This window comes from Pseudomonas sp. EA_65y_Pfl2_P74 (assembly GCF_963970575.1).
Taxonomy (GTDB): domain Bacteria; phylum Pseudomonadota; class Gammaproteobacteria; order Pseudomonadales; family Pseudomonadaceae; genus Aquipseudomonas; species Aquipseudomonas baetica_A.
Map to the genome: position 1 here is coordinate 119690 of NZ_CAXAOQ010000013.1, position 25902 is coordinate 145591.

Annotated in this window: 23 protein-coding genes; 16 read left to right on the forward strand and 7 right to left on the reverse strand. The window is 58.6% G+C overall.

The window, feature by feature from the left end; genetic code table 11:
* Window positions 1-160 precede the first annotated feature (160 nt).
* From AACY18_RS12870 to AACY18_RS12895, 6 genes are all read left to right on the forward strand, one after another.
* Window positions 161-1156 (forward strand): TRAP transporter substrate-binding protein, encoded by a 996-nt coding sequence (locus AACY18_RS12870; protein WP_401157649.1) that lies wholly within the window; start codon window positions 161-163, stop codon window positions 1154-1156.
* A 62-nt stretch (window positions 1157-1218) separates the two neighbouring features.
* Window positions 1219-1851, forward strand: coding sequence for a TRAP transporter small permease (locus AACY18_RS12875; protein ID WP_339465049.1), 633 nt, complete (start codon window positions 1219-1221; stop codon window positions 1849-1851).
* Window positions 1848-3131 (forward strand): C4-dicarboxylate TRAP transporter large permease protein DctM, encoded by a 1284-nt coding sequence (dctM, locus tag AACY18_RS12880; RefSeq protein ID WP_339465050.1) that lies wholly within the window; start codon window positions 1848-1850, stop codon window positions 3129-3131. The genes AACY18_RS12875 and dctM overlap by 4 nt, the downstream gene beginning before the upstream one ends.
* Window positions 3132-3312: 181 nt before the next feature.
* Window positions 3313-3747, forward strand: coding sequence for a YeeE/YedE family protein (locus AACY18_RS12885; protein WP_339465051.1), 435 nt, complete (start codon window positions 3313-3315; stop codon window positions 3745-3747).
* Window positions 3748-3749: 2 nt separating this feature from the next.
* Window positions 3750-4205, forward strand: coding sequence for a YeeE/YedE family protein (locus AACY18_RS12890; protein ID WP_339465052.1), 456 nt, complete (start codon window positions 3750-3752; stop codon window positions 4203-4205).
* 141 nt (window positions 4206-4346) lie between these two features.
* The gene (locus tag AACY18_RS12895) at window positions 4347-5153 is read left to right on the forward strand and encodes a PRC-barrel domain-containing protein (RefSeq protein WP_339465054.1); all 807 of its coding nucleotides are present in this window, start codon (window positions 4347-4349) and stop codon (window positions 5151-5153) included.
* A gap of 78 nt (window positions 5154-5231) precedes the next feature.
* On the opposite strand, the gene AACY18_RS12900 is transcribed toward AACY18_RS12895, so the two are convergent.
* The 5 genes from AACY18_RS12900 to AACY18_RS12920 are packed head-to-tail and all read right to left on the reverse strand — an operon-like array spanning window position 5232 to window position 9061.
* The gene (locus AACY18_RS12900; protein ID WP_445261955.1) at window positions 5232-5417 is read right to left on the reverse strand and encodes a hypothetical protein; all 186 of its coding nucleotides are present in this window, start codon (window positions 5415-5417) and stop codon (window positions 5232-5234) included.
* Between the two features lie 7 nt (window positions 5418-5424).
* Window positions 5425-6252: a c-type cytochrome gene (locus tag AACY18_RS12905; RefSeq protein WP_339465055.1), complete on the reverse strand. Its 828-nt coding sequence runs from the start codon at window positions 6250-6252 to the stop codon at window positions 5425-5427.
* A gap of 25 nt (window positions 6253-6277) precedes the next feature.
* Window positions 6278-7768 carry an NAD(P)H-hydrate dehydratase gene (locus AACY18_RS12910; RefSeq protein ID WP_339465056.1) on the reverse strand — a complete coding sequence of 497 codons (1491 nt, stop codon included), beginning with the start codon at window positions 7766-7768 and terminating at the stop codon, window positions 6278-6280.
* Between the two features lie 13 nt (window positions 7769-7781).
* Window positions 7782-8816 carry an alcohol dehydrogenase AdhP gene (gene adhP, locus AACY18_RS12915; protein ID WP_339465057.1) on the reverse strand — a complete coding sequence of 345 codons (1035 nt, stop codon included), beginning with the start codon at window positions 8814-8816 and terminating at the stop codon, window positions 7782-7784.
* Window positions 8813-9061 (reverse strand): hypothetical protein, encoded by a 249-nt coding sequence (locus AACY18_RS12920; protein WP_339465058.1) that lies wholly within the window; start codon window positions 9059-9061, stop codon window positions 8813-8815. Before AACY18_RS12920 ends, adhP begins: the two co-directional genes overlap by 4 nt.
* A gap of 216 nt (window positions 9062-9277) precedes the next feature.
* On the opposite strand from AACY18_RS12920, the gene AACY18_RS12925 reads away from it, so the two are divergent.
* Complete coding sequence (locus AACY18_RS12925) at window positions 9278-9979, forward strand: VIT1/CCC1 transporter family protein (protein ID WP_339465111.1); 702 nt, start codon at window positions 9278-9280, stop codon at window positions 9977-9979.
* A gap of 377 nt (window positions 9980-10356) precedes the next feature.
* Window positions 10357-12606, forward strand: coding sequence for a response regulator (locus tag AACY18_RS12930; protein ID WP_339465059.1), 2250 nt, complete (start codon window positions 10357-10359; stop codon window positions 12604-12606).
* Between the two features lie 83 nt (window positions 12607-12689).
* Here the strand turns inward: AACY18_RS12930 and AACY18_RS12935 are convergent, their stop codons facing one another.
* Complete coding sequence (locus tag AACY18_RS12935; protein WP_339465060.1) at window positions 12690-13598, reverse strand: helix-turn-helix domain-containing protein; 909 nt, start codon at window positions 13596-13598, stop codon at window positions 12690-12692.
* 162 nt (window positions 13599-13760) lie between these two features.
* Between AACY18_RS12935 and AACY18_RS12940 the strand changes: the two genes are divergently transcribed.
* From AACY18_RS12940 to AACY18_RS12960, 5 genes are all read left to right on the forward strand, one after another.
* Window positions 13761-15119, forward strand: coding sequence for a glutamine synthetase family protein (locus tag AACY18_RS12940; RefSeq protein WP_339465061.1), 1359 nt, complete (start codon window positions 13761-13763; stop codon window positions 15117-15119).
* Window positions 15120-15217: 98 nt separating this feature from the next.
* A complete protein-coding gene (locus AACY18_RS12945) occupies window positions 15218-16306 on the forward strand; it encodes a polyamine ABC transporter substrate-binding protein (RefSeq protein WP_339465062.1) in 1089 nt (362 codons plus the stop codon).
* Window positions 16303-17604 carry an NAD(P)/FAD-dependent oxidoreductase gene (locus AACY18_RS12950; protein WP_339465063.1) on the forward strand — a complete coding sequence of 434 codons (1302 nt, stop codon included), beginning with the start codon at window positions 16303-16305 and terminating at the stop codon, window positions 17602-17604. Before AACY18_RS12945 ends, AACY18_RS12950 begins: the two co-directional genes overlap by 4 nt.
* Window positions 17605-17709: 105 nt before the next feature.
* Window positions 17710-19365, forward strand: coding sequence for a PqiB family protein (locus AACY18_RS12955; protein WP_339465064.1), 1656 nt, complete (start codon window positions 17710-17712; stop codon window positions 19363-19365).
* A gap of 16 nt (window positions 19366-19381) precedes the next feature.
* Window positions 19382-19933, forward strand: coding sequence for a PqiC family protein (locus tag AACY18_RS12960; protein ID WP_339465065.1), 552 nt, complete (start codon window positions 19382-19384; stop codon window positions 19931-19933).
* Here the strand turns inward: AACY18_RS12960 and AACY18_RS12965 are convergent.
* Window positions 19891-21195: a sensor histidine kinase gene (locus tag AACY18_RS12965; protein ID WP_339465066.1), complete on the reverse strand. Its 1305-nt coding sequence runs from the start codon at window positions 21193-21195 to the stop codon at window positions 19891-19893. The genes AACY18_RS12960 and AACY18_RS12965 overlap by 43 nt on opposite strands.
* Window positions 21196-21523: 328 nt before the next feature.
* On the opposite strand from AACY18_RS12965, the gene AACY18_RS12970 reads away from it, so the two are divergent.
* From AACY18_RS12970 to AACY18_RS12980, 3 genes are all read left to right on the forward strand, one after another.
* Window positions 21524-22189 (forward strand): histidine phosphatase family protein, encoded by a 666-nt coding sequence (locus AACY18_RS12970; protein ID WP_339465067.1) that lies wholly within the window; start codon window positions 21524-21526, stop codon window positions 22187-22189.
* Between the two features lie 275 nt (window positions 22190-22464).
* On the forward strand, window positions 22465-24186 hold the full coding sequence (gene arnT, locus AACY18_RS12975; RefSeq protein WP_339465068.1) for a lipid IV(A) 4-amino-4-deoxy-L-arabinosyltransferase: 1722 nt from the start codon (window positions 22465-22467) through the stop codon (window positions 24184-24186).
* Window positions 24183-25700, forward strand: coding sequence for an ArnT family glycosyltransferase (locus AACY18_RS12980; protein ID WP_339465069.1), 1518 nt, complete (start codon window positions 24183-24185; stop codon window positions 25698-25700). Before arnT ends, AACY18_RS12980 begins: the two co-directional genes overlap by 4 nt.
* Window positions 25701-25902 lie beyond the last annotated feature (202 nt).

A 25902-nucleotide genomic window follows, 5' to 3' on the forward strand; every position in this document is an offset into this window, starting at 1 on the left:
GGGGGCCTGACGTTATTCGCATTACGCTCCAGCGAAATCAGCAAATCAGCAAATCAGCCTTCAAACATGATTTTTTGCCTAGACTTGTGGTTGGCCGTATAACGAATGCGCGTCAGAACATTGAACTGTACAAAAACTAAAAGAAGAGGAATTCCCCCAAATGTTCAAATCCCTATGCAAGGCACTCGCCTGCACGCTTGCTTTAGGCAGCATGGGCACGGCCATGGCCGCTGATCCGATCATCATCAAGTTCTCACACGTTGTCGCCGAGCAGACCCCGAAGGGGCAAGGCGCGGTGCTGTTCAAGAAGCTGGTCGAGGAACGTTTGCCCGGCAAGGTCAAAGTTGAGGTCTATCCGAACTCGTCCTTGTTTGGTGACGGTAAGGAAATGGAAGCCCTGCTGTTGGGCGACGTACAGTTGATTGCGCCATCTCTGGCCAAATTCGAGCAGTACACCAAGACCCTCCAGTTGTTCGACCTGCCCTTTCTGTTTGACGACATCACCGCGGTAGACCGTTTTCAAATGAGCCCGCAGGGCCAGGGTCTGCTCAAATCCATGGAGAGCAAGAACATCACGGGCCTGGCCTACTGGCACAACGGGATGAAGCAGCTATCTGCCAACAAGCCGCTGCGTGTTCCTGGCGATGCCCGAGGCCTGAAATTCCGGGTACAGGCCTCGGCCGTACTTGAAGAGCAGTTCAAGGCCTTGCGCGCCAATCCGCGCAAAATGAGCTTTGCCGAGGTGTATCAGGGCTTGCAAACCGGTGTGGTCAACGGTGCGGAAAACCCTTACTCGAACATCTACAGCCAGAAAATGAACGAGGTACAGAAATACATCACCGAGTCCAACCATGGCGTGCTGGATTACATGCTGATCACCAACACCAAGTTCTGGAATGGCTTGCCGCCGGATATTCGCAGTGAACTGGACAAAATCATTGTGGAAGTCACCGCCCAGGTGAACAAAGAGGCCGAGCAACTCAATCAGGACGCCAAGCAAAGCATCGTTGCCGCCAAAACCACCGAAATCATCACCCTGACACCTGAGCAACGCGAGCAATGGCGCGTCGCGATGAAGCCGGTCTGGAAAAAATTCGAAGCCGATATCGGCCCTGAGCTGATCACTGCTGCCGAAGCCGCCAACAAGGCCAAATGACCGGAGGGCAGGTGCTGGCACGCCAGCACCTGCCTGTCATCACGCTACAGGAGATGCCATCCATGAATGCCTTTCGGCGCATATGGGAACACTTCGAGGAGGGTTTCATTGTCTTCCTTTTGGCCGCCATGACCCTGGTGACGTTCGTCTACGTCATCCTCAACAACCTCTATACGCTCTTCTACCGACTTGCCGACAACTGGGAAGGCGCCAGCGAAACACTATTCGCCATGGGCGATCAGGTCATGACAATGGCGCAGGCCATGACCTGGAGTACCTCGCTCACCAAGGCGCTATTTGGCTGGCTGATCTTTTTCGGGTTGTCCTACGGCGTGCGTACCGCCGGGCATATTGGCGTGGACGCCCTGGTAAAACTGGCCAGCAAACCCGTGCAGCGATTGATCGGCATTTTGGCCTGTCTGTGCTGCCTGACCTACGCCGGGCTGCTCAGTGTGGCCAGCTTCGAGTGGATTCATACCTTGATGACAGCAGGAATAGGCGCCGAAGATCTGGGCCATTTCGGCATCATGCAATGGCACATAGGGCTGATTGTTCCCGTGGGTTTTGCGTTGGTATTCATCCGTTTCGCCGAAATTTTCGTGCGCATCCTGTTGCACCGCCAGACCGGGCTGGGCCTGGCCGATGAAGCCGCTGACGTGATGAAACTGACCGAGCACGAGGACGACAAACAATGACCATTGCCTTCCTGTTCGCGACACTCTTTGCACTGATGTTCATCGGTGTACCGATTGCCATATCCCTGGGCCTGGCCGGTTCACTGACCATTGTGTTTTTCAGTCCGGACTCCGTCCGCTCTCTCGCGATCAAGCTGTTTGAGACCTCAGAACACTACACACTGTTGGCCATTCCGTTTTTCTTGCTGGCAGGCGCCTTCATGACCACCGGTGGCGTTGCACGTCGCCTGATCGACTTTGCCAACGCTTGTGTCGGTCATATCCGTGGCGGCCTGGCGATTGCCGCCGTATTGGCCTGCATGCTGTTCGCAGCCCTTTCCGGCTCCAGCCCGGCAACGGTGGCAGCCGTCGGGTCGATTGCCATTGCCGGCATGGTTCGCTCTGGATATCCGCAGGAATTCGGCGCGGGAATCGTCTGTAACGCCGGGACCTTGGGCATTCTGATACCGCCCTCGATCGTGATGGTGGTCTATGCGGCTGCCACCGAGACCTCCGTCGGCAAGTTGTTCATGGCCGGCGTCATACCCGGTTTGTTGCTGGGTGTATCGCTGATGGTGGCCATCTACATCGTCGCGGTGAAGAAAAACCTGCCCGCCATGCCGCGCGCCACACTGCGTGAGTTTCTCAGCACCGCACGCAAGGCGATCTGGGGCCTGCTGTTGATGCTGATCATCCTGGGAGGCATTTACAGCGGGATGTTCACCCCCACCGAGGCTGCTGCCGTTGCTGCGGTGTATTCGGCATTCATCGCCTTGTTCGTCTACAAGGACCTGACGTTTCGCGAAACGCCCAAAGTCCTGCTGGACTCGGCCAAGCTGAGCATCATGCTGATGTTCATCATTGCCAACGCCATGTTGTTTGCTCACGTATTGACCACCGAGCAACTGCCCCAGCAAATCACGGCCTGGGTCATTGAAGCAGGGCTGACGCCAGTGACCTTCCTGCTGGTGGTGAACGTGGTTTTGTTGATCGCCGGTGCCTTCATGGAACCCTCGGCCATTATCCTGATTCTGGCCCCGATCCTTTTCCCCATTGCCATGAAGCTGGGTATCGACCCGATTCACCTTGGCATCATCATGGTGGTCAACCTGGAGATCGGCTTGATCACACCGCCCGTCGGTCTGAACCTGTTCGTGACTTCCGCCGTGACGGGGATGTCAGTGCCCGCGACCATCAAGGCCGCGATGCCTTGGCTGATGCTTTTGCTGCTGTTCCTGATACTGATCACCTATGTCCCATGGATAACCCTGGCGCTCCCCAACTGGCTGGGCATGAATTAATCCCAGGTTCTCCCAATCCTTGACGAGGGCTCCCGACAGATCTTGCGATATTTGCCGCTCGGGAGCTTCAATCAGCCTATCCTCGCGCTGACTGCTTTGGCGGCCAGCGCGACGGCCATCAGATGATCAGGATTGCATCGCGATCAACCTTCACTCCACACGCCCCTGTAAGGAGAGCGTCATGATCGACATGAACCACTTCACGCCGTTGAGCGCCTTGATCGGAGGCTTGCTGATCGGCTCGGGTGCAGTGCTGTTGATACTGTTCAACGGGCGCATCGCAGGCATCAGCGGCATTGTCGGCGGTCTGCTGCGCCCGATAACCGGGGATATCGCCTGGCGTGCGGCGTTTGTTTTGGGCCTGCTAATGGCACCACTGGCTTTTGGTCTGGTCGCCTCTTTGCCCGCGATAGAGATCGATGCCGGGTATCCGCTGTTGATTGTCGCGGGCCTGATCGTCGGCATCGGCACGCGCTATGGCGCTGGCTGCACCAGCGGCCACGGTGTGTGTGGGTTATCGCGATTATCGACGCGCTCTGCGGTCGCGACACTGGTATTCATGGGGGCGGGTTTCGTTACCGTTTTCGTCGTTAAGCACCTTCTGGGAGGCCTTTGACCATGCCACTCTTCTACGCGTGGCTTGCCGGGCTGATTTTCGGTTTCGGTTTGCTGATTTCCGGCATGACAAACCCGGCCAAAGTCATTGGTTTCCTCGATCTGGGCGGGCGCTGGGACCCCTCGCTGGCCTTCGTCATGGCCGGCGCCATCGCGGTGGCGGCGGTAGGCTTCAAGTTCGCCAGAGCACGCACCCGATCACTGCTCGGCCTGCCCATGAACCTGCCCACCGCTCGACACATCGACCGGCGTCTGGTCATCGGCAGCCTCCTGTTCGGGGTGGGCTGGGGCCTGGCAGGCATTTGCCCGGGGCCTTCCCTGGTTCTGCTCGGTGCGGGCATCGGCAAAGGCGCCGTTTTCGTCATCGCCATGCTGGTCGGCATGGGGCTGTTTGAATGGCTTGAGCGACAAAAACGTCGCGGGTCGCCGATCCCGTCCTCCGTGAATAAACCCACCTGATTCCTGCGTCTTCAGCGTGCGCCAGCGAACAGACGTTGACGCCGCTAAAAGCACACCCTGTCCTTGGGCAGGTCGAATAATCGGCCTGCAGCCTTTCCATGTGCCGAGGACATCGATCGGTGCGCTACGAAGGACAGTCCTATGTTACGAAGCATGCGAGATCTCAAGGATTACACCATTGCGGCAACCGATGGTGACATCGGGGAAGTCAAAGACTTCTATTTCGACAATGAGGCGTGGGTGATCCGTTATTTTGTCGTTGAGACCGGCGCCTGGCTTGCCAGCCGCAAGGTCCTGATCACGCCCCTTTCCATCCAGGACGCCGACTGGACGCAACGTCGGCTGCACGTAGCGCTCACCAAGGATCAAGTCAAAAACAGCCCAAGTATCGACGTCGACAAACCGGTCTCTCGACAACATGAAATGCAATACCTGGGTTACTACGGGTATCCGTATTACTGGGGAAACGCAGGCATGTGGAATGCCGGGATGTACCCCGGTGGCTACGGGCTGCCGGGTGGTCCCGCTCAAGATGAACATGCCCGCGAACAGAGCGCAAAAGCCGAGCGCGCGCGCCATGAAGATGACGACCCGCACTTACGCAGTTGCAAAGCCATCATCGGGTATCACATCAAAGCCACCGATGGCGAGGTCGGGCATGTCGACAGCGTGCTGATCAACGAACAGACCTGGGCGATTCAATACCTTGTGGTCAACACCAGCAACTGGTGGCTCGGGCACAAAGTGTTGATTGCTCCTGAATGGATTGACGATATCCGTTGGCTGGATAAATCCGTGTCGGTCGACCTCGAATGCGCCTCGATCAAGGCATCGCCGCCTTATGAGTCGTCTGAGCAGTTGAACCGGGAACAGGAATCGAATCTGCATCACCACTACGGACGGACCGGCTATTGGCTGGTTGAAACCGTTATCGAGCACAAGCAGTAAGTGCGCGACAAATCAAAGAGAAAACATCGTTTGCCCGTCAGATATCTGAACGGGCAAGTGACTCTGCGCAGTAGAACCCTAGCCACGCAAGCGCAGTGCATTGGTCACGACCGACAATGAACTCAGACTCATGGCAAACGCGGCAACCATCGGTGACAACAACCAACCCGTGAACGGAAACAACAAACCGGCAGCCAACGGCACGCCGAGCGCATTGTAGACAAGCGCAAAGCCAAGGTTCTGGATGACGGGTTCCAGCGTCATGCCACACTCAGGGCGGCATGACCCTGCTCAGAGGTTCACCTTCATCATCGATGCCTTGGAGCACTGCACGCTCAAATAACTCAGGCTTCCAGGCACTGGCATCGCCTACCAGTTTGGGCGCTTGAAGCCCCGTCATTCCCGAGCCGCCCTGACCGCCCATTGTGCCCATCCCATTCATCATGCCCTGCCCGCCGTTTGAACCTCCCATACCGGGTGTCATCGCGCCCATGCCAACCGCCCCACCCATTCCACGTTCGCCATGGCATTGGGCGCAGTTGCTTTGGTACAGGGCCGCGCCATCGAGTGGCGCGGCCAGGCAAAAGGTCGAACTCAAGAGCAACACAATCGCAAGATATGAACTTTTCATCGAAAGCTCCCGGTTGTGAGTGGGCCAAGCCCTGCGGTCTGGCCTATTACGGCCCATACCTTTTACGAAGGCACGAGCCATTTTCGTCTTGCGTGAGTGGGCTGCGCGCGCACAGATGAACACCAGGTTGCCGATTTTGCGGTGGCTGGATAGCGCCCGCTTGCCATGACTTTCCACAAAAAACCGGTAGCGCCGATATAGGCCGGAAATATCATCACGCCCGTGATGGAGATCATCATGTTCCAGGCGTTGTTGGAGAAATACATGAGGATCATCACGGCCTGCATCACTACAGTGGAAACCCATAGCGATACCAACGAAGTACTCGCCCCATTTGCCGGCAATCGACCCCAGGATCGCTGCCATGGACGGCGGCGCGATGACCGACAATTGCGCCTGCGTCATCAGCACGTCGGTAGGAATGTCTTCCCAAAATAGTCTGTCGCCGCCGGTATGAAACGCGGGCACGGGGCTATCGGGCCTCGACGGGTAGCTAGACGTCGAGCAGTCGACACAACACTTTTGGCAACAGGTCGGGCAGGTCCTCGGCCAGTAAGCCGGGACCGAATTCGGCGGCCGCCGCACCGTGTAGCCAGACCCCCGCCGCCGCGCTGGCGAAGACCGGCATTCCTTGCGCAAGCAAACCAAGAATGATCCCGCTCAAGACGTCGCCCGAGCCAGCGGTGGCCAATGTCGGAGGCGCGTTGGCATTGATGATTGCCCTGCCGTCGGGCGCGGCTATCACCGTGTCGCTGCCCTTGAGCACCACGACGGCGCCGCAACGCAGGGCCGCAGCACGGGTGCGTGTGAGCTTGTCGCCGGCGAAGTCGAACACCCGTCGAAACTCCCCCTCATGAGGTGTCAGCACGCAGGGGCCGTGAATCGCGCGATCGAGTACACCGGGTTCGTCCTCAAAAGCGCTGATCGCGTCCGCGTCGATGACGGTCGGGCGTCCACTGGCAAGCATCGCCAGTACGTGCCCAAAGGTTTCCTTGTCCACGCCTGCACCGGGTCCTATCAACCAGGCAGAAAAGCGACTGCCGTTGAGCAGGTGCCCAAAATCTTCCGGAGTCACCCATGGACGCACCATGATGCTGTCCAGCGCTGTCGCATAAATGGCCAACGCCAGTTCCGGCACCGCAATGGTGGTAAGCCCCGCGCCCGCTCTGGCTGCAGCTCTTGCAGCCATTCGAGCCGCACCGGTCATTGGATACCCGCCAAAGATCAGGGCATGCCCACGACTGTGTTTGTCGGTACTCGCCTTGGGGCGGGGCAAACTGGCCAGCCATAACGCCGGGCTGTTCTCAAAGGTGCGGGGGGCGATGGTGTCGATCACCGCGTTGGGAGTGCCAATATCCACAACAATGACTTCGCCGCACAGGTCCCTGCCTGGCAATAGCAAGTGCCCCGCTTTCTTGCACAAGAACGTGACCGTCAGCACCGCCGCGGCTGCCCCCAGCGTTTCACCGGTATCCCCCATGACCCCGCTGGGCATATCGATTGCGATGAGGGGCACACCGCCCTTGCTGGCGGCAGCAAGCGTCGCCAATGCCTGGCCTTCAAGGGGGCGGCTGAGGCCGGCACCGAAAAGCGCATCGACAATCAGTTCAGCCCCCTCAAGCACCGCGGGGCTCATGTCTTCAACGTCCCCTTCCCAGCGCTGGGCGTGTTGCCGGGCTTCGTCCTTCAGGCTGAATCGACTGCCCAGCATCGCCACCCGCACCGGCCAGCCGGCTTGCGCCAACACATGCGCCGTGACGAAACCGTCACCACCGTTGTTGCCCGGCCCGCACAGCACCAGCACCGCCCGTGGTGCCCAGCGCCGCTCGATTTGGTGCGCTACGGCTGCACCAGCGTTGGCCATCAGCTCGAAAGACGACACGCCGGCAACGACCGACAAGCGATCGGCCTCTGCCATCTGCCGAATCGTCAAGACCGAAGTCTGACGACTTTTCAGCGCTGCCTCGCCAATCAAGATGTTCATGCTTTGGCACTCTTCAACCGGCACTGAAATCGATGACCACGCGCGATGGAACATCACCGTGTTCCAGCCGCTCGAAAATCTGGTTGATCGCCGATAACGGCTGCAACTCGATGTCGGCCTTGACCTTGCCCTGAGCGGCGAAGGCCAGTGCTTCGGCCATGTCCTGGCGGTTGCCGACAAAAGAACCGCGAACGGTGATGCAATTGACAACCACATCAAACAGCGGCACCGGAAACTCGCCCGGCGGCAATCCCACGAGTACGCAAACCCCATGTTTACGGGTCATTGCCACACCCTGTTTGAACGCACTGAGCGAGGGGGCCGTGATGAGTACGCCATGGGCGCCACCGTCGGTAGCCTCTTTGACCGCTGCCGCCGGATCCCCATTTTTGGCGTTGACCACGGCATCGGCACCAAGCCGGGTGGCATGGGCCAGTTTGCGCTCATCAATATCCACGGCGCAGACTTGCAGCCCCATCGCTTTGGCGTACTGAACCGCCAGGTGACCGAGGCCACCGACACCGGAAATCGCAATCCACTGTCCTGGTCGGGCTCCGGTCTCCTTGATGCCTTTGTAAGTCGTGACGCCGGCACAGATGATCGGCGCAGCCTCCCGCGGATCAAGACCATGGGGGATGTGCGCCACGTAGTTCGGGTCGGCGAGGATGTATTGGGCAAAGCCGCCGTTCTTCGTATAGCCACCGAACTGTGCTTGGGCGCAGACCGTTTCCCAGGCCGAGAGGCAGTACTCGCAATGCCCACAGGCCGAGTAAAGCCATGGCACACCCACCCGTTCCCCGATTTTTACGTTGCTGACCCCTGCCCCGATCTGCGTTACCACGCCAATCCCCTCATGCCCGGGAATAAAGGGCAGCGTCGGCTTCAATGGCCAGTCACCACGCGCGGCGTGAAGATCGGTATGGCAGACACCACAGGCTTCGGTCTTGACCAGGATCTGCCCAGGGCCCACTGAAGGGACGTCAAACTCTCTGATGACCAGCGGTTGGCCGAACTGCTCGACCACCGCGGCCTGCATTTTCATCGTCATGAAATGTTCCTCTTGAGGTGCCCCGTAAGCCCCCAGAACGATCCGCACAAGGCACCCATGCCACCCCAGGCCATCACCTTGTCACCGAGTTGGTAGAAGCCAATCGGATGCTCTTCAGTCTGGTAGCCCTTGCCCACGAGGGAGAGTTTCTTAACGTCAAAATCTGCCTGATTCAGAGTACGGATTGCTTCTTCAGCGTCGGCGTGGGTCTTGAAAATGTAGAAATTATTACGGCTGATGCTCATGGTCGCAGGCCTGATCGTTGAAACATGTCTGAAAACGCTGCAAGACACGTGTGCTCATCCGTCGCGCACCGCCTGAACGTCAGAAGGAGACGAGGATGCTGACGTGTCGAGCCAACGTCACAAACCTCAACTTAGGCGCCTGACCCGCTAATGAGTAGCCTCGGAAACTACCTACACTCCGTGCTGAAACCATCGCGCAAAAGGCCAAACACAATGATCAGGTTCACACGCCGTCATGCCGAAACCCATAACAGCGACCGTATCGGCTGGCTCAGAGCGGCCGTGCTGGGGGCAAATGACGGGATCGTCTCAACCGCCAGCCTGTTGATAGGCGTCGCCGCCGCCGGCGCCACGCACAACACGCTGATGGTGACCGGCATGGCCGGCCTTGTAGCGGGCGCCATGTCGATGGCCGCAGGCGAGTATGTTTCGGTGCATTCTCAGGCCGACACCGAGCACGCGGATCTGGCAAAAGAGCAAAAAGAGATTGATACCAAACCTGCGGCAGAACACCGGGAGCTGGCGCAGATCTACATCCATCGAGGGGTTGAACCCGAGTTGGCCAGCCAGGTCGCCAGTCAGCTAATGGCTCACGACGCATTGGGCGCACATGCCCGCGACGAGTTGGGTATTTCAGAGACGCTCAGTGCCAAACCCCTTTCTGCCGCTTTCGCGTCGGCGACGAGCTTTGTCGTCGGCGCCGTTTTGCCAGTGGCGGTCACGCTGATCGTGCCGCTTCAGAACGTGATTCTCTGGATATCGATCATGTCGCTGCTTTTCCTGGCCTCCCTGGGCGCAGTCGCCGCGCAGGCCGGAGGCGCCTCTTTGCTCAAAGGCGCCTGGCGTGTGACCTTCTGGGGGGCGTTGGCGATGGTCAGCACCGCTGTGGTTGGGCGCGTGTTCGGTGCGGTTGTCTAGGGCCGGTCAGCTTTTATCAACGCACTGTCGGCGGCGCTTGGCCGGGTTGCGTCAGTGGGCTCGGAAACTACTCAGCGCTAAGCGAAAGTCGTTGCGCAAAGCCTCAAGCGACGACCGCCGGTCGGAGAGAAATGTCTGACGCCGTCCTGCGCCCAATCATTGCGTCCGTTCACGTCGTTGAACCGCCCCTCGCGCGCCAGCGAGCATTGCCTGGTGATTAAAGGGGTGTAGGATCCAAGGACGTGTTCACCCGGAATGCACTCACGCGGAAAGTCACAATGGCAGTTCGTCCGCCACTCGACACTGGAACCGCCACGCCCAGGATGATGACTCCATCTCCTTTGGCTGATGCTGCAACGTTGGGCTCCAAAGCGCGAATGGCCCCCAATGAAACAACAGACGCCCTCGATCAGTTACGTTTGCTCAATGGCCAGTTGGCCGAGATGAATCATGAGCTTCGTAGCAAGCTCGACCAGCAACGGGACGCTGCGCTGGACTGCCAGAATGTGCTGAACGGCATCAACATCGCGGCTGTCTTGCTGGACGAGCAGTTGAACATTCGTCTGTTCACACCGGCCACCCAAACCTTGTTCAGCATGCGTGCCGCCGACATTGGACGTCCGCTGGCCGAGCTATGCTCGTTGGCAACAGACGCCAATCTTCTGGAAGACGCCAGAGCGGTGATGCGTGACACGACGCCGCTGGAGCGAGAAGTCCGATCACAGAGCGGTATGAGTTTTACTCGGCGGATTTCCCCTTACATCAAGCACGACCATTGTGTGGAAGGGGTCATCATCACCTTTACCGACATCTGCGACAAAAAGCAGGTCGCCCAGGCACTTGAAGAAGCGACGCATAACGCGCAGTTGGCAACGGCTGACCGTACACGGTTTCTGGCCTGTGCCAGTCATGATCTGCGCCAGCCTTTACAAACGCTCAAGTTGTTGCAAGGCCTGTTACTGAGCCTGTTGAAAGAGGAACAGCCTCGAAAACTGACCATCAGAATTGGCGAAACAGTGGGCGCCATGTCCGGCATGTTGAATGCGCTACTGGATATCAACCACATTGAAACCTGTGCCGTTCAGGCAAACCCCGTTACTTTTCGAGTGAGTGATCTGCTGGACCGACTCGCCGACGAATTCAATTACAAAGCCTCTGCCCAAGGGTTGAGGCTGAAGGTCGTGCCCTGCCATCTCTCGGTCGAAAGTGATCCGCGCCTATTGGAGCAGATCCTGCGCAATCTGCTGTCCAACGCGCTGCAATACACCCATGAAGGTCGGATACTCCTGGGCTGCCGGCGACATGGCGGGTGGCTGAGTATCGAAGTTTGGGACACAGGTCTGGGTATCGAGCCGTCCCATCTGGAATCCATCCTTGCGGCCGATCCGCCAGGCAAAGAGCCTGTCGCTGGATTTGAAACGGGTTTGCCTGCCGTCAAACGCTTATGTGCCCTGCTCGGGCATCGACTGCGTGCGCAATCGCGCATCCAAAAGGGGTCTGCCTTCGCCATTGATGTCGTCTTGACGCCTGAAAGTGCAGCGTTGCCAGGTGCCATGCATCCAACGGATCAGTCGGCGCAAGGCCGCACGGCAAACGGTGAAATGATCCTGGTTGTCGAGGATGACGTCGAACTGCTCGAGTTGTTGGGGACATTGCTCAAATCCGCAGGCTATCAAGTGGCAATGGCCAAAGACGGGATGACGGCACTGGAAAGTGTCACGCGTGGCGGCGTACAACCCGATCTGATTCTGGCCGACTTCAATCTGCCCGGGGCGATCAACGGCTTACAGATGATCACTCAGTTACGCATGGCACTTCATCGCAGCATGCCTGCCATCATTCTGACGGGAGATATCTCGCGCCTGACCTCCCGCGACGTAGCGTTCGAACACTGCGTTCAACTGAACAAACCGGCGAAGCTAAAAGAGGTCACGTTCGTCATTGCGTCGTTGCTTGCACAGCAACGCGCCGCAAAAAACGACAGTGAGCGACCCGAACAATTCGCCCCCGGCATTGCGCGCTCATCGATCATCTTCGTAGTCGATCGCGACGATCTCTTTCGCCACACGATTCGCGGCGTGCTTGAATCCCACGGCTACGCGGTTCACGACTACGCGACCAGTGAAGCGTTTCTTGCAGACTATGCCCCCGGCCCGCCCGCCTGCCTGCTGATCGATGCCCACCTGCCAGGAATGGAAGGCGTTGAACTGCTGCACCAACTGAGAAAGAACGGCGATGACTTGCCCGCTGTCGTGATCAGCGGCAGCAATGAAGTGTCGATTGCCGTCGATGCCATGAAGGCCGGCGCTTCAGATTTCATTGAAAAGCCATTCGGTCGTAGTGAGATGCTTCAGAGCATTGCGCGAGCCTTGGAACACTCGCAGGACGCCAATAAAAAACTGGCGTGGATGCAGGAAGCGACTCATTGCATCGATAGCCTGACCTTACGGCAGCGACAAGTCATGGACATGGTACTGGCAGGATTTGCGAGCAAACACATTGCAGCGCAACTCGGAATCAGCCAGCGCACGGTGGAAAACCACCGCGCCGCGGTCATGACTCGAACCCACTCCAAGTCCATTCCCGCCCTGGCGCGTGTGGCACTGGCCGCCGATTTGAGAATTTGAATGAGCGACGGGCTCCCGGGTTGCGCACAGTGGTCGTGCACGTTGTTCGCATTCTGGTGTGGGTCACAAAGGACTTTGCTTCGCTACGCCATGGGTGAACGCTTGAGCGTCTCGCTTGGCAGTTCCTTGAACAGCGACCGGTAACTGTTGGAAAACCGCCCCAAGTGCCAGAACGACCAATTCATCGCCACTTCGGCGACCGTCGTTTGCGTCGGTGTGCACTTGAGTAATTCGCGGTGAGCACTGTTCAACCGGCGCAGACGCAACCATTGACTCGGGGTCATCCCGGTGTAGGCCTTGAACGCCTGTCGCAACTGCCGCAATGACACCCCTGCCACTTGGGAAAGCTCCAGCAAATTCAACGTCTCTTCCGGTGAATCGGCAGCCCACTCCCCGATCCGTTTCATGAGCGTTCGCTCTTCGGTACGACGCTGCAATTCACCGTGATCCAGGCCTATACGTGCGTTGTCGAGGATAAACAGACAATCCTCTAAAAGCTGCCGAGTAAGCGCGTCTTTTTCTTTTGAATCAATGGGTTGCGAAAGCTTCGTGAGAATCGAGCTTAACCAGCGACTGAACAGCGCGTTCTGCCCGCCCTTGAGTTGCGTCATGAACAAGCCTTCGAGTTTCGCCAGATCCAGACCTTGCTGACGGACAAACTCCGGGCCGAACACCACGGCGATTTCCTGGTAGTTCTCCGGGGTGATCCAGATGTTGCGACTGTCTTCATTGAGCAGATACAGCGCGTTGTCACTGCGATCAAAACAGAACGCCAAAGCCCCTTGCGGCGCACTGAAATTCTGCTCGACCCGGGTGTTCATCTGCTCTTCGTAGACCTCGACACCCTGCAGATCCAGATAACGAATCTGCCCGGCGAAATGCCCCGGCGACATCTGTTGGTAATGCTGAACCCAGCCCGGTGTGGCGCGGACTTGCTCGGCCACATCGGCGGTGTTGAATGCTTGAACCTGTAGCGGATTGCACGTTGTCATGGGGTGACCTTGCGCACTCTTTTGGTGCGCTTTGGTGCTGCTTAAAGTGGATAGATGGAACCGCAAAGCTCGCCCAAGATAGTCGTCAATGCGCCACAGGGGAAGGGGCGGAAGATGAAACCCGCCCTCCCCGGCGTCTCTAAAACCAATAACGAGGTCTTTATGAATGCCCCTTTCGATCAGCTGTTCACTTGGCTGAAAGATCACAAGATTACCGAAGTTGAATGTGTGGTCAGCGACCTGACCGGCATCGCCCGCGGCAAGATCGCACCGACCAACAAGTTCCTCCAGGAGCGCGGCATGCGCCTGCCGGAGAGTGTGCTGCTGCAAACGGTAACCGGGGATTTTGTCGACGACGACATTTACTACGACCTGCTCGACCCGGCCGACATCGACATGATCTGCAAACCGGTGAGCGATGCGGTCTACGTGATTCCATGGGCCATCGAGCCGACGGCCATCGTCATCCACGACACCTTCGACAAGTTCGGCAACCCGATCGAACTGTCGCCGCGCAACGTGCTGAAGAAAGTCTTGCAGCTGTATACCGACAAAGACTGGAAGCCGATTGTGGCGCCGGAAATGGAGTTCTACCTGACCCAGCGCTGCGAAGACCCGGACTTGCCGCTCAAGGCACCGCTGGGTCGTTCGGGGCGCGCCGAGAGCGGCCGGCAGTCGTTCTCCATCGATGCGGCCAATGAATTCGATCCGCTGTTCGAAGACGTCTATGACTGGTGCGAACTGCAAGGTCTGGACCTCGACACGCTGATCCACGAAGACGGCCCGGCGCAGATGGAAATCAACTTCCGTCACGGCGACGCCCTGGATCTGGCCGACCAGATCACCGTGTTCAAACGAACCATGCGTGAGGCGGCGCTCAAGCACAACGTCGCGGCGACGTTCATGGCCAAGCCCATTGGTGACGAACCGGGCAGCGCCATGCACATCCACCAAAGTGTGGTGGACATCGCCACCGGCCAGCCGATCTTCGCCACCGCCGATGGGCAAATGAGCGAGTTGTTCCTGCATTACATCGGCGGTTTGCAGAAGTACATCCCTAAAGTGCTGCCGATGTTCGCGCCCAATGTGAACTCGTTCCGCCGTTTCCTGCCGGACACCTCGGCACCGGTCAACGTCGAATGGGGCGAAGAGAACCGCACCGTTGGTTTGCGTGTGCCGACCTCCAGCCCGCAAGCCATGCGCGTTGAAAACCGCCTGCCGGGTGCCGATGCCAACCCGTACCTGGCAATTGCCGCGAGTCTGCTCTGCGGTTACATCGGCATGGTCGAGGGCATCGAGCCAAGTGCGGCAGTACAAGGCCGCGCCTACGAACGCCGCAACCTGCGTTTGCCGATCACCATCGAAGAAGCCCTGACGCAAATGGAAGAGTGCGACACCGTTGCGCACTACCTGGGCGACAAATTCGTACGCGGCTACGTCGCGGTGAAACGTGCCGAGCATGAAAACTTCAAGCGCGTGATCAGCTCGTGGGAACGCGAGTTCCTGATGCTGAGCGTTTAAGCCAATTCCACAAATCCTCTGTGGGAGGGGGCAAGCCCCCTCCCATAAGGGGAATAGCGAACCACCTGAAAAATCCAATAATTCGAAGAGGTGTCGATATGCGTCTATTGAAATCCGTACTTCCGGTTGCTCTGAGCGTGCTGTTCAGCGCCGTGGCCCACGCCGAACCCCAGGTCAGCGTCTACAACTGGACCGACTACATCGGTGAAACCACCCTCGCCGACTTCCAGGCCAAGACCGGAATCAAGGTGATCTACGATGTTTTCGACTCCAACGAAACCCTCGAAGGCAAGCTGCTCGCCGGTCGCACCGGTTATGACGTCGTGGTGCCGTCCAACCATTTCCTCGCCCGTCAGGTGAAGGCCGGCGCCTTTCTCAAACTGGATCGTTCGCAGTTGCCGAACTGGAAGAACATCGACCCGAAATTGCTCACACTGCTGGAAAAGAACGATCCCGGTAACTTGCACTCAGTGCCTTACCTGTGGGGCACCAACGGCATCGGTTACAACGTCGACAAGGTCAAGCAAGTGTTGGGCATCGATCACATCGACTCCTGGGCCGTGCTGTTCGAGCCTGAGAACATGAAAAAACTCAGCCAGTGCGGCGTCTCGATGATGGACTCGGCCGACGAAGTTTTCCCCGCCGTACTCAACTACATGGGCATGGACCCTCGTAGTGAAAACCCGAAAGACTTTAAAAAGGCTGAAGCGAAGCTGCTGAGCGTTCGCCCTTACATCACCTATTTCCACTCATCGAAATACGTCTCGGACCTGGCCAACGGCGACATCTGTGTAGCCTTCGGTTACTCCGGCGACGTGTTCCAGGCTGCCAACCGCGCCAAAGAAGCCAAGAACGGCGTGAACATCGCCTACGCCATTCCCAAAGAAGGCGCCAACCTGTGGTTCGACCTGCTAGCCATCCCGGCAGACGCCAGCAACCCGAAAGAAGCCCACGCCTTCATCAATTACCTGCTCGATCCGCAAGTGATCGCCAAAGTCAGCACTTCGGTCGGTTACGCCAATCCGAACCCGGCCGCCAAGCAATACATGGATCAGGACCTGGTCAACAACCCTGAGGTTTATCCCTCGCAGGCCGTGCTCGACAAACTCTACATCTCCTCTACCCCGCCCCAAGCGATCATGCGTCTGATGACCCGCTCCTGGAGCAAAGTGAAGTCCAACAAATGAATCAGTACAGCCAAGAACACGCCCGCTCCTATTACGCTGCTTCAGCGCGGGCGACCACGCCCTACCCGATACTGGACAGCGATCTGAGTGCCGATGTCTGCGTGATCGGCGGCGGGTTCACCGGGGTCAATACCGCCATCGAACTGGCGCAGCGCGGACTCTCGGTGATCCTGATCGAAGCCCGGCGCATTGGCTGGGGCGCCAGCGGGCGCAATGGCGGTCAGTTGATTCGCGGGATCGGCCACGAGGTCGAAGGTTTCGCCCGTTATGTCGGTCAGGAAGGCGTGCGCTACTTGCAGCGCTCCGGCATCGATTCGGTGGAGCTGGTGCGCCAGCGCATCGGCGACAACAGCATCGATTGCGATCTGCACTGGGGCTTCTGTGAGCTGGCCAACACGGCCGCGCAATTTGCTGCCTTCAGGGACGAACACGTTGGCCTCGCCGAACTCGGTTACGCCCATGAAACCCGGTTGGTCGGCCCCGAGCAGATCCGCCAGCAAGTGGTCAACGCCGAAGGCTATGCGGGCGGTCTGATCGACATGGGCTCAGGTCACCTGCATCCGCTTGATCTTGTACAGGGCGAAGCGCGGTTGGCCGCGTCCCTGGGTGTGCGCATCTTCGAGCAGAGTCCGGTGCTGGAAATCATCCACGGCACAACCGTGCAAGTGCGTTGCGCCACCGGCACCGTACGTGCCGGCAGCCTGGTACTCGGTTGCAACGCGCACCTGGATGAGCTCGAAAAACAGCTCAGCGGCAAAGTGCTGCCGGCGGGCAGTTACATCATCGCCACCGAACCATTGTCCGACGAACGTGCCGCGCAACTGATCCCGAACAATTTTGCGCTGTGCGATCAGAAGGTCGGGCTTGATTATTACCGGCTCTCGGCGGACCGGCGCCTGCTGTTCGGCGGTGCTTGCCATTATTCCGGACGCGATCCGGCGGACATCGCCGCCTACATGCGGCCGAAGATGCTCAAGGTCTTCCCGCAACTGGCGGACGTGCGCGTCGAATATCAGTGGGGCGGCAAAATCGGCATCACCGCCAACCGCTTCCCGCAGGTCGGCCGACTCAAGCAGCACCCGAACGTGTTCTACGCCCAGGGGTATTCCGGCCATGGCCTGAACGTCACACACTGGTGCGCGAAACTGCTCGGCGAGGCGATTGATGCCGGTCACAGCCAAGGCATGGACGTGTTCAGCGGCGTGCCGCACATGACCTTCCCCGGCGGCCCGGCCTTGCGTTCGCCGCTGCTGGCACTGGGAATGTTCTGGTATCGGTTACGCGAGATGCTCGGCTGAGGTCTTTCCCTTCCGCACATTTGCTCTATCGCCCAGCACTTCTATATTGATGAAGTGCTTTTGCGTTCCTGACGCTCAGAGCCCAATTATTGAAGGAGGACACGGATGAAGTCGTCAGCCACCGACGAGCCGCGAGCACCAGGCCAGGCGCCGATAAAGACCCGACGCTTCAGTGTGTCATTGGTCTGGATCGTGCCAATCGTTGCGGTGCTGGTGGGGATTTCGCTGGTGGTGCACAACCTTCTGCAGGAAGGGCCGACCATCGCCGTCAACTTCAAGACCGGCAGCGGCCTGGTGGCCAACAAGACCGAGGTCAAATACCGCAACGTGGTAATCGGTCAGGTGACCGATGTCGAACTGAGCGATGACCAGAAAAGCGTCAACGCCACCATCAAACTGGCCAAGCGTGCCGAATCCTTCACCCGCGAAGACTCTCAGTTCTGGGTGGTGCGCCCGCGTATTGGGGCCGGCGGTGTGTCGGGTATCGATACCCTGCTTTCCGGCGACTACATTGGTGCCGATATCGGCCAGTCCAACACCCGAGCCAAACACTTCAAAGGTCTGGAAAACCCACCACCGATCACCTATGGCGAACCCGGCAAGCGCTTCATGTTGCACGCCCCGGATCTCGGTTCGCTGGACATCGGCTCGCCGATCTACTACCGCAAGATCCCGGTCGGTCAGGTCGTCAGCTACGCACTGGCATCTGACGGCAAGGGCGTGGACATTGAAGTGTTCATTCATGCGCCCAACGATGCTTTTGTCACCGAAAACACCCGTTTCTGGAACGCGAGCGGTATTGACGTCAGCGTCGGCGCCAACGGCTTTCAGTTAAAGACCGAATCGTTGTCGTCGATGCTGGTCGGTGGTATTGCCTTTCGGGCGCCGGACTACAGCCCCAATGACGTTGCTGCGGCCGATGACAAACACTTCGAACTGTTCGAAGACCAGCAAACCGCCCTCGCCCCACCCAGCGGCAAAGCGCAATACCTGAGCTTGCGTTTCGACCAGTCCTTGCGCGGGCTCAAGGTCGGCGCTCCGGTGGAGTTCCTCGGCATAGAGATCGGCCGGGTGGTGGCGATCAATCTGGATTTCGACGCGAACAAAAGCAGCTTCCCGCTGAATGTCGGCATTGTCATATACCCGCAGCGCCTCGGTCTGGCCTACGGAAAAATGCTCAAGACCTTCAAGCACAACCCCGACGACGAAGCTGCCGGCATACGCCTGATCGGCACCTTCATCGACAAGGGCTTGCGTGCGCAAGCCCGCAGCGGCAACCTGCTGACCGGACAGTTGTACATCGCCCTGGACTTCTTCCCGAAAGCCGAAAAAGTCGCGTTTGACCCGACGCAGCGCCCAGTGGTGATTCCGACGGTTCCCGGCAGCCTCGAACAGCTACAGGTCAAACTCGAAGCCATGATCGACAAGCTCAACAAACTCCCGGTCGGCAGCATCGCCAGCAACCTGGACAGCAATCTGGTCGAACTGCGCAAAGGTCTGACCCAGTTCAACGCCAAGACCCTGCCGGGCGTGCAGACCACCCTCGCCGACGTCAGTAAAACCTTGCAGTCCGCCAACTCGACCCTGGCCGAAGATTCGCCGCAGCGCGAAAAACTCAACCAGACCCTCGATGAACTCGCACGCATGTCGCGCTCCTTGCGTGAGCTGTCGGATTATCTGGGCCGTCACCCGGAATCGCTGATTCGCGGGCGCCCCGACAACGCCGCGCCACTGGACCTGAAAGGACCGCCACGCAATTGAGCACAGGAGCTAACCCATGGCTTTACCGCTGAAGATCACCGTGCTCGCTGCGTTCATGTTGCTGGGTGCTTGCCGCAGCGACCCGATCAGCTTTCACACCCTGACGCCGGTGCAACCCGGTAGTCACCGGGCGGGCACACAAATCCCGATTGAAGGGATCACCGTGCCGCCCCAGGTGGATCGTCCGCAAATTGTCGTCCGCGAGGGCAGCAGCGGCCTGGCGATTCTGGAAACCCACTGGTGGGGCGCGAGTCTGGCGGATGAGTTGCGCAGTGCCTTGACCGACCAACTGAGCAACACCAGCGGGCGGGGCACTGTCTCGGTGCGTATCGATGTACAACGCTTCGACTCGATTCCCGGCCAGTACGCGTTGATCGATGCAACATGGCGACTGCGGCCGCTCGGCGATACCGACAACGGCCTGTTGACCTGCCGTTCCACGCTGCAAACGCCGTCAGGCCCGAGTATCGATGAACTGGTCTCGGCCCAGCAGAACAACGTCAAACGTCTGGCTGCCCTGATCAGTCAGACCGCCGGCGATCTGCACAGGTGCCCAGCGTCTTCCTGAGTCAGCGTCACGGTAAAACGACAACCGTTGGGCTCACGGCTGGTGAGTTGCACCTGCCAATGCTGCTGGTTACAGATTCTCTGCACCAGTGAAAGCCCCAAGCCGAGGCCCTCCCCGCGTTGCTCATCGCCGCGCACGAATGGCTGGAACATCGCATGGTGTTGCTCCTCGGGGATACCGATGCCGCTATCCTCGACCACAAAGCTGTTTTCGTGGAGGGTCAGGCGGACAAACCCTTGATCGGTGTAGTGCCAGGCGTTGCGCAACAGATTGCCCATGACCGACTGCACAAAGGTCAGATTGTAGAGCGCCGTTCCTGCGTGTTGCGCGTCGTAGATAAATTCCAGGCCCTTTTCACGAATCAACCGCCCCCAGACTTCAACCAAAGCATCGGCGACCTCCCTGAGCGAGCAGGCAGATTCAGTGCCGGCTTCCTGTTGCTTGCGGGCCAGCAGCAAGAATGTCTCGACCAACTGGCGCATTTCGTCGCTGGCCCGGGCGATGCGGTTGACTTGCGCCGAGGAGCGCGCGTCCAGTGAAGGGTTGGCCAGCAACAGTTCGCAGGAACTGGCGAGCACCATCAGCGGTGTGCGCAATTCGTGGCTGACGTCGCTGGTGAAGAGTTTCTCCCGGCTCAGCGTTTGCCTTAACCGGCCCAGCGTCTGATCGAACGACAACGCCAGTTCGCCGACTTCGTCGGCGGCATAGTCCGGATGCAGAGGCGGAGCCAGTTCAATGAGTTGGTCGCGATGCCTGACCTGGTTCGCCAGGCGGATCACCGGGGCCATGACCCGCCGCGCCAGTAGACGGCCCAGCCCAATGGCCAGCAACACGCTGAGCATGAAACCGACAATCACCACGATGAACAGCAAGCGCTCACGCTGCTCAAGGTTTTCCTGGTCCCGCAACAGTACGTATTTTCGTCCGCCAACAGCTTCCACCATCGCGTAGAAGTCATCGCCGTCAAACTGGATCTCCTGAAAGCCCAAAGGCAATGCTGCCAGTTGCGCGGTGAGCGCCATGGCCCCTCGTCCGCCCTCAAAAAAAAACAGCTCACTTTTTTCAGGTTTATGGTTCCAGTGGCTGATGTCATCCATCGCCAGTAACCGGTGCAACCCTCCGCCGAGCGTGGTACGGGTCAAATTGCGCTCGACCACGTGCACGGTGGCGACAATCCCTAGCGCAAACACACCGGCGACCAGGGCGCTCATCGAGGCGAAGACGACCACAATCCGTTTGGTGAGGCTTTGCTTAAAGTCCATTGGCTAGAAATGACTCCACGACTGCTCAGTTCAATCGCAAAAAAAAGGGCGCTGCACGGTTGTGTTCATGCTTGCAGCTTTACCGGCACTGGCAACTTTTGTTAAGGGGGCTTCACGAATAAAACAGCAATTGAGTCTGGTTATCAAATAGCCGTTTTAGTTTGTTTGCTGATGCGCTCGCAAATTTTTCACATGTTCTTCACCACACCGCCATGATCATCAGCGCAATGTTCAGCCTCCATTCAAGTAAACAATCGTGAAGCTGGTTTAATCGTCATCCCTCCATTGCACCAGCGAGACTTCAAGTATCTACACAAGGGGCAGTAACTTGATTGAATCATTACAATTAAAAAGACCTGCCAAACAATGGCGTTATTCCCGTCTGCGTCTCTTGCTAACGGCTTTTGGCCTGGTGCTGGTCACCGCATTGGTCAGCGGTTTTGTCTGGTCACAGCGTTCCCCAAAGGATTTGGGCAACGCTGCGAGCACCGTCACCGCCCAATGGATGAAAGCCTGGCAGGCTGGAGAAGTTGTCGCACTGGTGCGACATACCGAACGGTGTGACCGGTCAACCAACCTTTGCCTGGGGCCGGCAGATGGCATTACTCAGGTAGGACGTGACGCGGCTGTTGCCGTCGGACAAGGGTTCGTGCGGCTGGGCATGAAGCGGGCCGAAGTGTTCAGTAGTCCGCTCACCCGTACCGCACAAACCGCCCACTCCATGTTCGGCCAGGACGCCATCACACAGGACTGGCTGGAGGTGTGTGGGCCGACGATGCGCAATGACGTCGTGGCGCACAAGACGGCAGGTCATAACCTGGTGCTGATCACCCACAGCGGCTGCATCAGCGATTTTGAAAAGCAGACCGGTTACCCCCACGCGGTGACAGCTCAATACGGCAGTGCATTGTTGGTACGCATAGCCCCCCAAGGCGAACTTAAAGTCCTGGGCATTTTGAATGAAAACGCGTGGTCGAAAATCGCCCAGCAATAAACCGGTCAATGAATGCAGCGAACATAAAAGTCTCTCCGACTTGCCCCTGACTTTGTAATAATTGATTTTGTACATATTTGAACGCTGGACATTCGCGTTTTTTTAGCTTGTCTTAGCAAGGCGAACTTTGTACTGGAAGCAGAAAAGTTCGCTGAATACAGGAAATGTCTGTCGGACTTAACTTACTTGCATTCATCCACCAATAACACGCTCGCCTCGGATTGTGCCAAGTGCGTTATTGAAACAAACACCCTGCTCTGCCCCAAGGTCCAGTCATGACGTCTGAGAATAATCCACTGCGCCACACTGCCCGCAACTCACCGCTACACAATGCACCCTCCCTCGCCGAACGCCTGGCGATCCCGGGCCTGATACTCGCCTTCGTGGTGTTTTACCTGCTGCCGCTGATGAGTCACGGCTTGTGGATCCCCGATGAAACCCGTTACGGCCAGATCAGCCAGGAAATGCTGCTGAGCGGCAACTGGGTTGCACCACATTTCATGGGCATTCGATATTTTGAAAAACCGATTGCCGGTTACTGGATGATCGCCATAGGTCAGGCGATTTTCGGCGACAACCTGTTCGGCGTGCGGATCGCCTCGGCACTGAGTACCGGCGCAAGCGTCTGGTTGGCCTATCTCATAGCGCGCCGTTTGTGGAATAACCCGCGAATCAGCGCAGCCGTCGCTCTGCTGTACATGAGCTTCGGCCTGATCGCCGGGCAAGCCGGTTATGCCAATCTCGATCCGCAATTCACGCTATGGGTCAACCTGAGTCTGGTCGCGGTGTGGTTTGCCATCGACAGTTCCACTCCCCGCGCCCGCCTCGGCAGTTGGGCCCTGTTGGGGATCGCGTGTGGCATGGGCCTGATGACCAAGGGCTTTCTCGCGTTGCTATTGCCGGTGCTGGTCGCCCTGCCCTACATGATCTGGCAACGCCGGTTTGGCGAACTGTTGCGTTACGGCCCGGTGGCGGTGCTGGTCGCAGCCATCGTCAGCGTACCTTGGGCATTAGCCGTTTATTACCGTGAACCGGACTTCTGGCGGTTCTTCTTCTGGCATGAGCACATCCGCCGTTTTGCCGCCGGCGCCGCCGCGCAGCATGCACGTCCGTGGTGGTTCTACCTGCCGCTGCTTTTCGCTTGCAGCCTGCCGTGGGCCGTGCTCCTGCCCTCGACCATCATCCGCACCTGGCGCGAGAGGCACGACCCGAAAATCGCCTTCGTTGCCCTGTGGTTTCTACTGCCCCTGGCATTTTTCAGCCTGAGCAGCGGCAAACTGCCGACGTACATCATGCCGTGCCTGTTGCCTTTGGCTCTGGTGATGGGGCGCACGGTGATCAACTGGCTGGACGAGCGAAAGGCGCGGGTACTGCGCCTGAACGGCGTGATCAATACCGTGCTGGCGAGTGTTGCGCTGATTGCGCTGCTCTACCTGCAGGCCACCAAAGAGATTTACCAGAATACCGAGATGTTCAGCCTGTCGTTGGCCTACATCGTGCTGATCGGCTGGATCATCGCCAACGCGCTGCAGGTGCTGCGGCCATTGACGTTGTGGGCAATGCCGGCGTTGGGGATAGGCTTGTTGATCGCGCTGCTGCCGGCGGCGATGCCCGCGCAGATCGTCGACAGCAAGATGCCGGATCAGTTTATTGCCGAGCATCAGCAGGCGCTGAGCGAAACCACCTCGCTGCTGAGTAACGACCTCGGTGCGGCGTCAGCCCTGGCGTGGCGCTTGAAACGACCGCAGGTGGATCTGTTCAACACGGTCGGCGAACTCAAGTACGGCCTCGACGACCCGGCCATGGCCTCACGCAAGGTCAGTCTCGACGGCGTCGGCCAGTGGATGACCGAAGCGCGCAAGAAAGGCTCGGTGGGGGTGGTGATGCGGGTCAACAGCGCCCAGGAGTTCCAGGAAATTGAGTTGTTGCCGGTGGACGGCAAGCACTTTCAGCGGGGCAACCTGCAAATTTTCATCTTTGCGCAGAGCCAGCCATGACATCGAGTGCCAATGATCGGCGTGCCTTGCTGATCCTTCTCGCCGCCACCGCGCTGATGTTGCTGCTGGGGCTGGGCAGCCGTGAACTCTGGGGCGCGGAGACCCGCTGGGCCAACATCGCCTTGCAGATGCTGCAAAGCGGTGACTATTTCGACCCGTATCTCAAAGGCGATCCGTACTACGACAAGCCGCTGCTGTCGTATTGGCTGATCACCGCTTCAGCCTGGCTGATGGGCGGTTTGGGCCACTGGTCGTTACGGCTGTCTTCGGTCATCGCGGCATGGCTGAGTGTTTGGCTGGTGTATCTGATCGGCGAGCAGCTATTTCGCAAAGGCACGGGATTGATCGCCGGGTGGATGCTCGCCACGACCTTCTATTTTGTTTTCTGGGCGCGGGTCGCCACCGCCGACATCCTGACGGTGTGCGGCGTACTGGCTGCGTTCTGGTGGTATTGGCGCGGGCCGGAGGACACAAGGCTCTGGCGTTACGTCGTCTTCTTCGGGCTGCTGTCGCTGACGTCGCTGTTCAAGGGGCTGATCGGATTCATCCTTCCGGGCCTGCTGCTGTTGCCGCACCTGCTCAGCGAAGGCCGCTGGAAACGTCATTTGAATGGACGTCTGGCGGTAGCGCTGGTGATCGCCGGGGCGTTTTACATGCTGCCGTTCCTGCTGTCCCACCTCTATGGCGCGCCGAATTACAGCCAAAGCGGTCTGGGCCTGGTACTGCGTGAAAACGTCGTGCGGTTCTTCGAGCCGTTCGACAACATGGGCCCGATTTACACTTATCTGCTCTATCTGCCGGTTTATACCTTGCCATGGGCGCCATGCTGGATCATTGCGCTGTGGGTCGCGGCGCGGCGCTGGCGCCACATCGAACCCGACGCCCGCTGGCTGATCCAGGGCCTGGCCCTGCTGATGCTGTTTTTCACCGCCAGTGGCAGTCGGCGCAGTTACTACGTACTGCCGCTGGTACCTTTCGCGCAACTGCTCGGTGCGTGGTGGATCACCCGGCGCATGGCGGCGCGCAATACCCAGGGGCGCGGATGGATGAGAGGATTCGCTGCGGCCACCGTCGTGCTGGTCGCCGTGCTCGGCGTCATCTATCCATGGACCAATAGCGGTGGCGGTGCGATTCGCTTTGGCGAAACCGTGCGCGAGCAGGCCAGCCTGCAGGCGCCACTCAATCAGTGGCGCATGGTGATGGTCGAGGTCGACAACAAAGTGCCGATGTACCTGCAAACCGGTGGCGCGCCCTTCTACTATGTGCCGCAAAGCCGTGATTTTCCGCGCACCGGCAGTTCGGCGCAGATGATGGCGTGGCTGGAACGCACCAGCGGCGAGCACTGGAAGCCGCAACGCACAATCATCGTTGCCCAGTACCGCAAAGGCGACCCACTGCCGCTCCAATACCTGAGCGCCGATCACCAGATCGTCACCACCACCCCCACGCGTGGCGAGCAGTTTTTCCACGGGCGCACAGACCAAAGCATCGCGTACATCCCCAATCCCTCCTGAATAACCTGACGTTGAATGACGCACGGCAATCGTGCGTCTGCGACGCCGCTGGCAATCTGAATAGAAATGACATGTATTAACGGTGCGTTTGACGTTTTTTTCTCATTTGTTTCTCTACATTGCCGACGGCCCAACATATGCAAATCATTCGCATTGAAGTCTGCGCGCGAGTGCTTGCCCATAACGTCTGAAAATCAGGAGC

Excerpts from the sequence above, each read along its gene's own strand:
- AACY18_RS12870 (WP_401157649.1), top strand. The coding sequence starts at position 161 with ATGTTCAAATCCCTATGCAAGGCACTCGCCTGCACGCTTGCTTTAGGC.
- AACY18_RS12945 (WP_339465062.1), top strand. The coding sequence starts at position 15,218 with ATGCGTCTATTGAAATCCGTACTTCCGGTTGCTCTGAGCGTGCTGTTC.
- dctM (WP_339465050.1), top strand. The coding sequence starts at position 1,848 with ATGACCATTGCCTTCCTGTTCGCGACACTCTTTGCACTGATGTTCATC.
- AACY18_RS12875 (WP_339465049.1), top strand. The coding sequence starts at position 1,219 with ATGAATGCCTTTCGGCGCATATGGGAACACTTCGAGGAGGGTTTCATT.
- AACY18_RS12910 (WP_339465056.1), bottom strand. The coding sequence starts at position 7,768 with ATGAACATCTTGATTGGCGAGGCAGCGCTGAAAAGTCGTCAGACTTCG.
- AACY18_RS12930 (WP_339465059.1), top strand. The coding sequence starts at position 10,357 with ATGGCCCCCAATGAAACAACAGACGCCCTCGATCAGTTACGTTTGCTC.
- AACY18_RS12960 (WP_339465065.1), top strand. The coding sequence starts at position 19,382 with ATGGCTTTACCGCTGAAGATCACCGTGCTCGCTGCGTTCATGTTGCTG.
- AACY18_RS12980 (WP_339465069.1), top strand. The coding sequence starts at position 24,183 with ATGACATCGAGTGCCAATGATCGGCGTGCCTTGCTGATCCTTCTCGCC.
- AACY18_RS12935 (WP_339465060.1), bottom strand. The coding sequence starts at position 13,598 with ATGACAACGTGCAATCCGCTACAGGTTCAAGCATTCAACACCGCCGAT.
- AACY18_RS12950 (WP_339465063.1), top strand. The coding sequence starts at position 16,303 with ATGAATCAGTACAGCCAAGAACACGCCCGCTCCTATTACGCTGCTTCA.
- AACY18_RS12890 (WP_339465052.1), top strand. The coding sequence starts at position 3,750 with ATGCCACTCTTCTACGCGTGGCTTGCCGGGCTGATTTTCGGTTTCGGT.
- AACY18_RS12955 (WP_339465064.1), top strand. The coding sequence starts at position 17,710 with ATGAAGTCGTCAGCCACCGACGAGCCGCGAGCACCAGGCCAGGCGCCG.
- adhP (WP_339465057.1), bottom strand. The coding sequence starts at position 8,816 with ATGACGATGAAAATGCAGGCCGCGGTGGTCGAGCAGTTCGGCCAACCG.
- AACY18_RS12900 (WP_445261955.1), bottom strand. The coding sequence starts at position 5,417 with ATGACGCTGGAACCCGTCATCCAGAACCTTGGCTTTGCGCTTGTCTAC.
- AACY18_RS12885 (WP_339465051.1), top strand. The coding sequence starts at position 3,313 with ATGATCGACATGAACCACTTCACGCCGTTGAGCGCCTTGATCGGAGGC.
- AACY18_RS12965 (WP_339465066.1), bottom strand. The coding sequence starts at position 21,195 with ATGGACTTTAAGCAAAGCCTCACCAAACGGATTGTGGTCGTCTTCGCC.
- AACY18_RS12920 (WP_339465058.1), bottom strand. The coding sequence starts at position 9,061 with ATGAGCATCAGCCGTAATAATTTCTACATTTTCAAGACCCACGCCGAC.
- AACY18_RS12895 (WP_339465054.1), top strand. The coding sequence starts at position 4,347 with ATGTTACGAAGCATGCGAGATCTCAAGGATTACACCATTGCGGCAACC.
- arnT (WP_339465068.1), top strand. The coding sequence starts at position 22,465 with ATGACGTCTGAGAATAATCCACTGCGCCACACTGCCCGCAACTCACCG.
- AACY18_RS12940 (WP_339465061.1), top strand. The coding sequence starts at position 13,761 with ATGAATGCCCCTTTCGATCAGCTGTTCACTTGGCTGAAAGATCACAAG.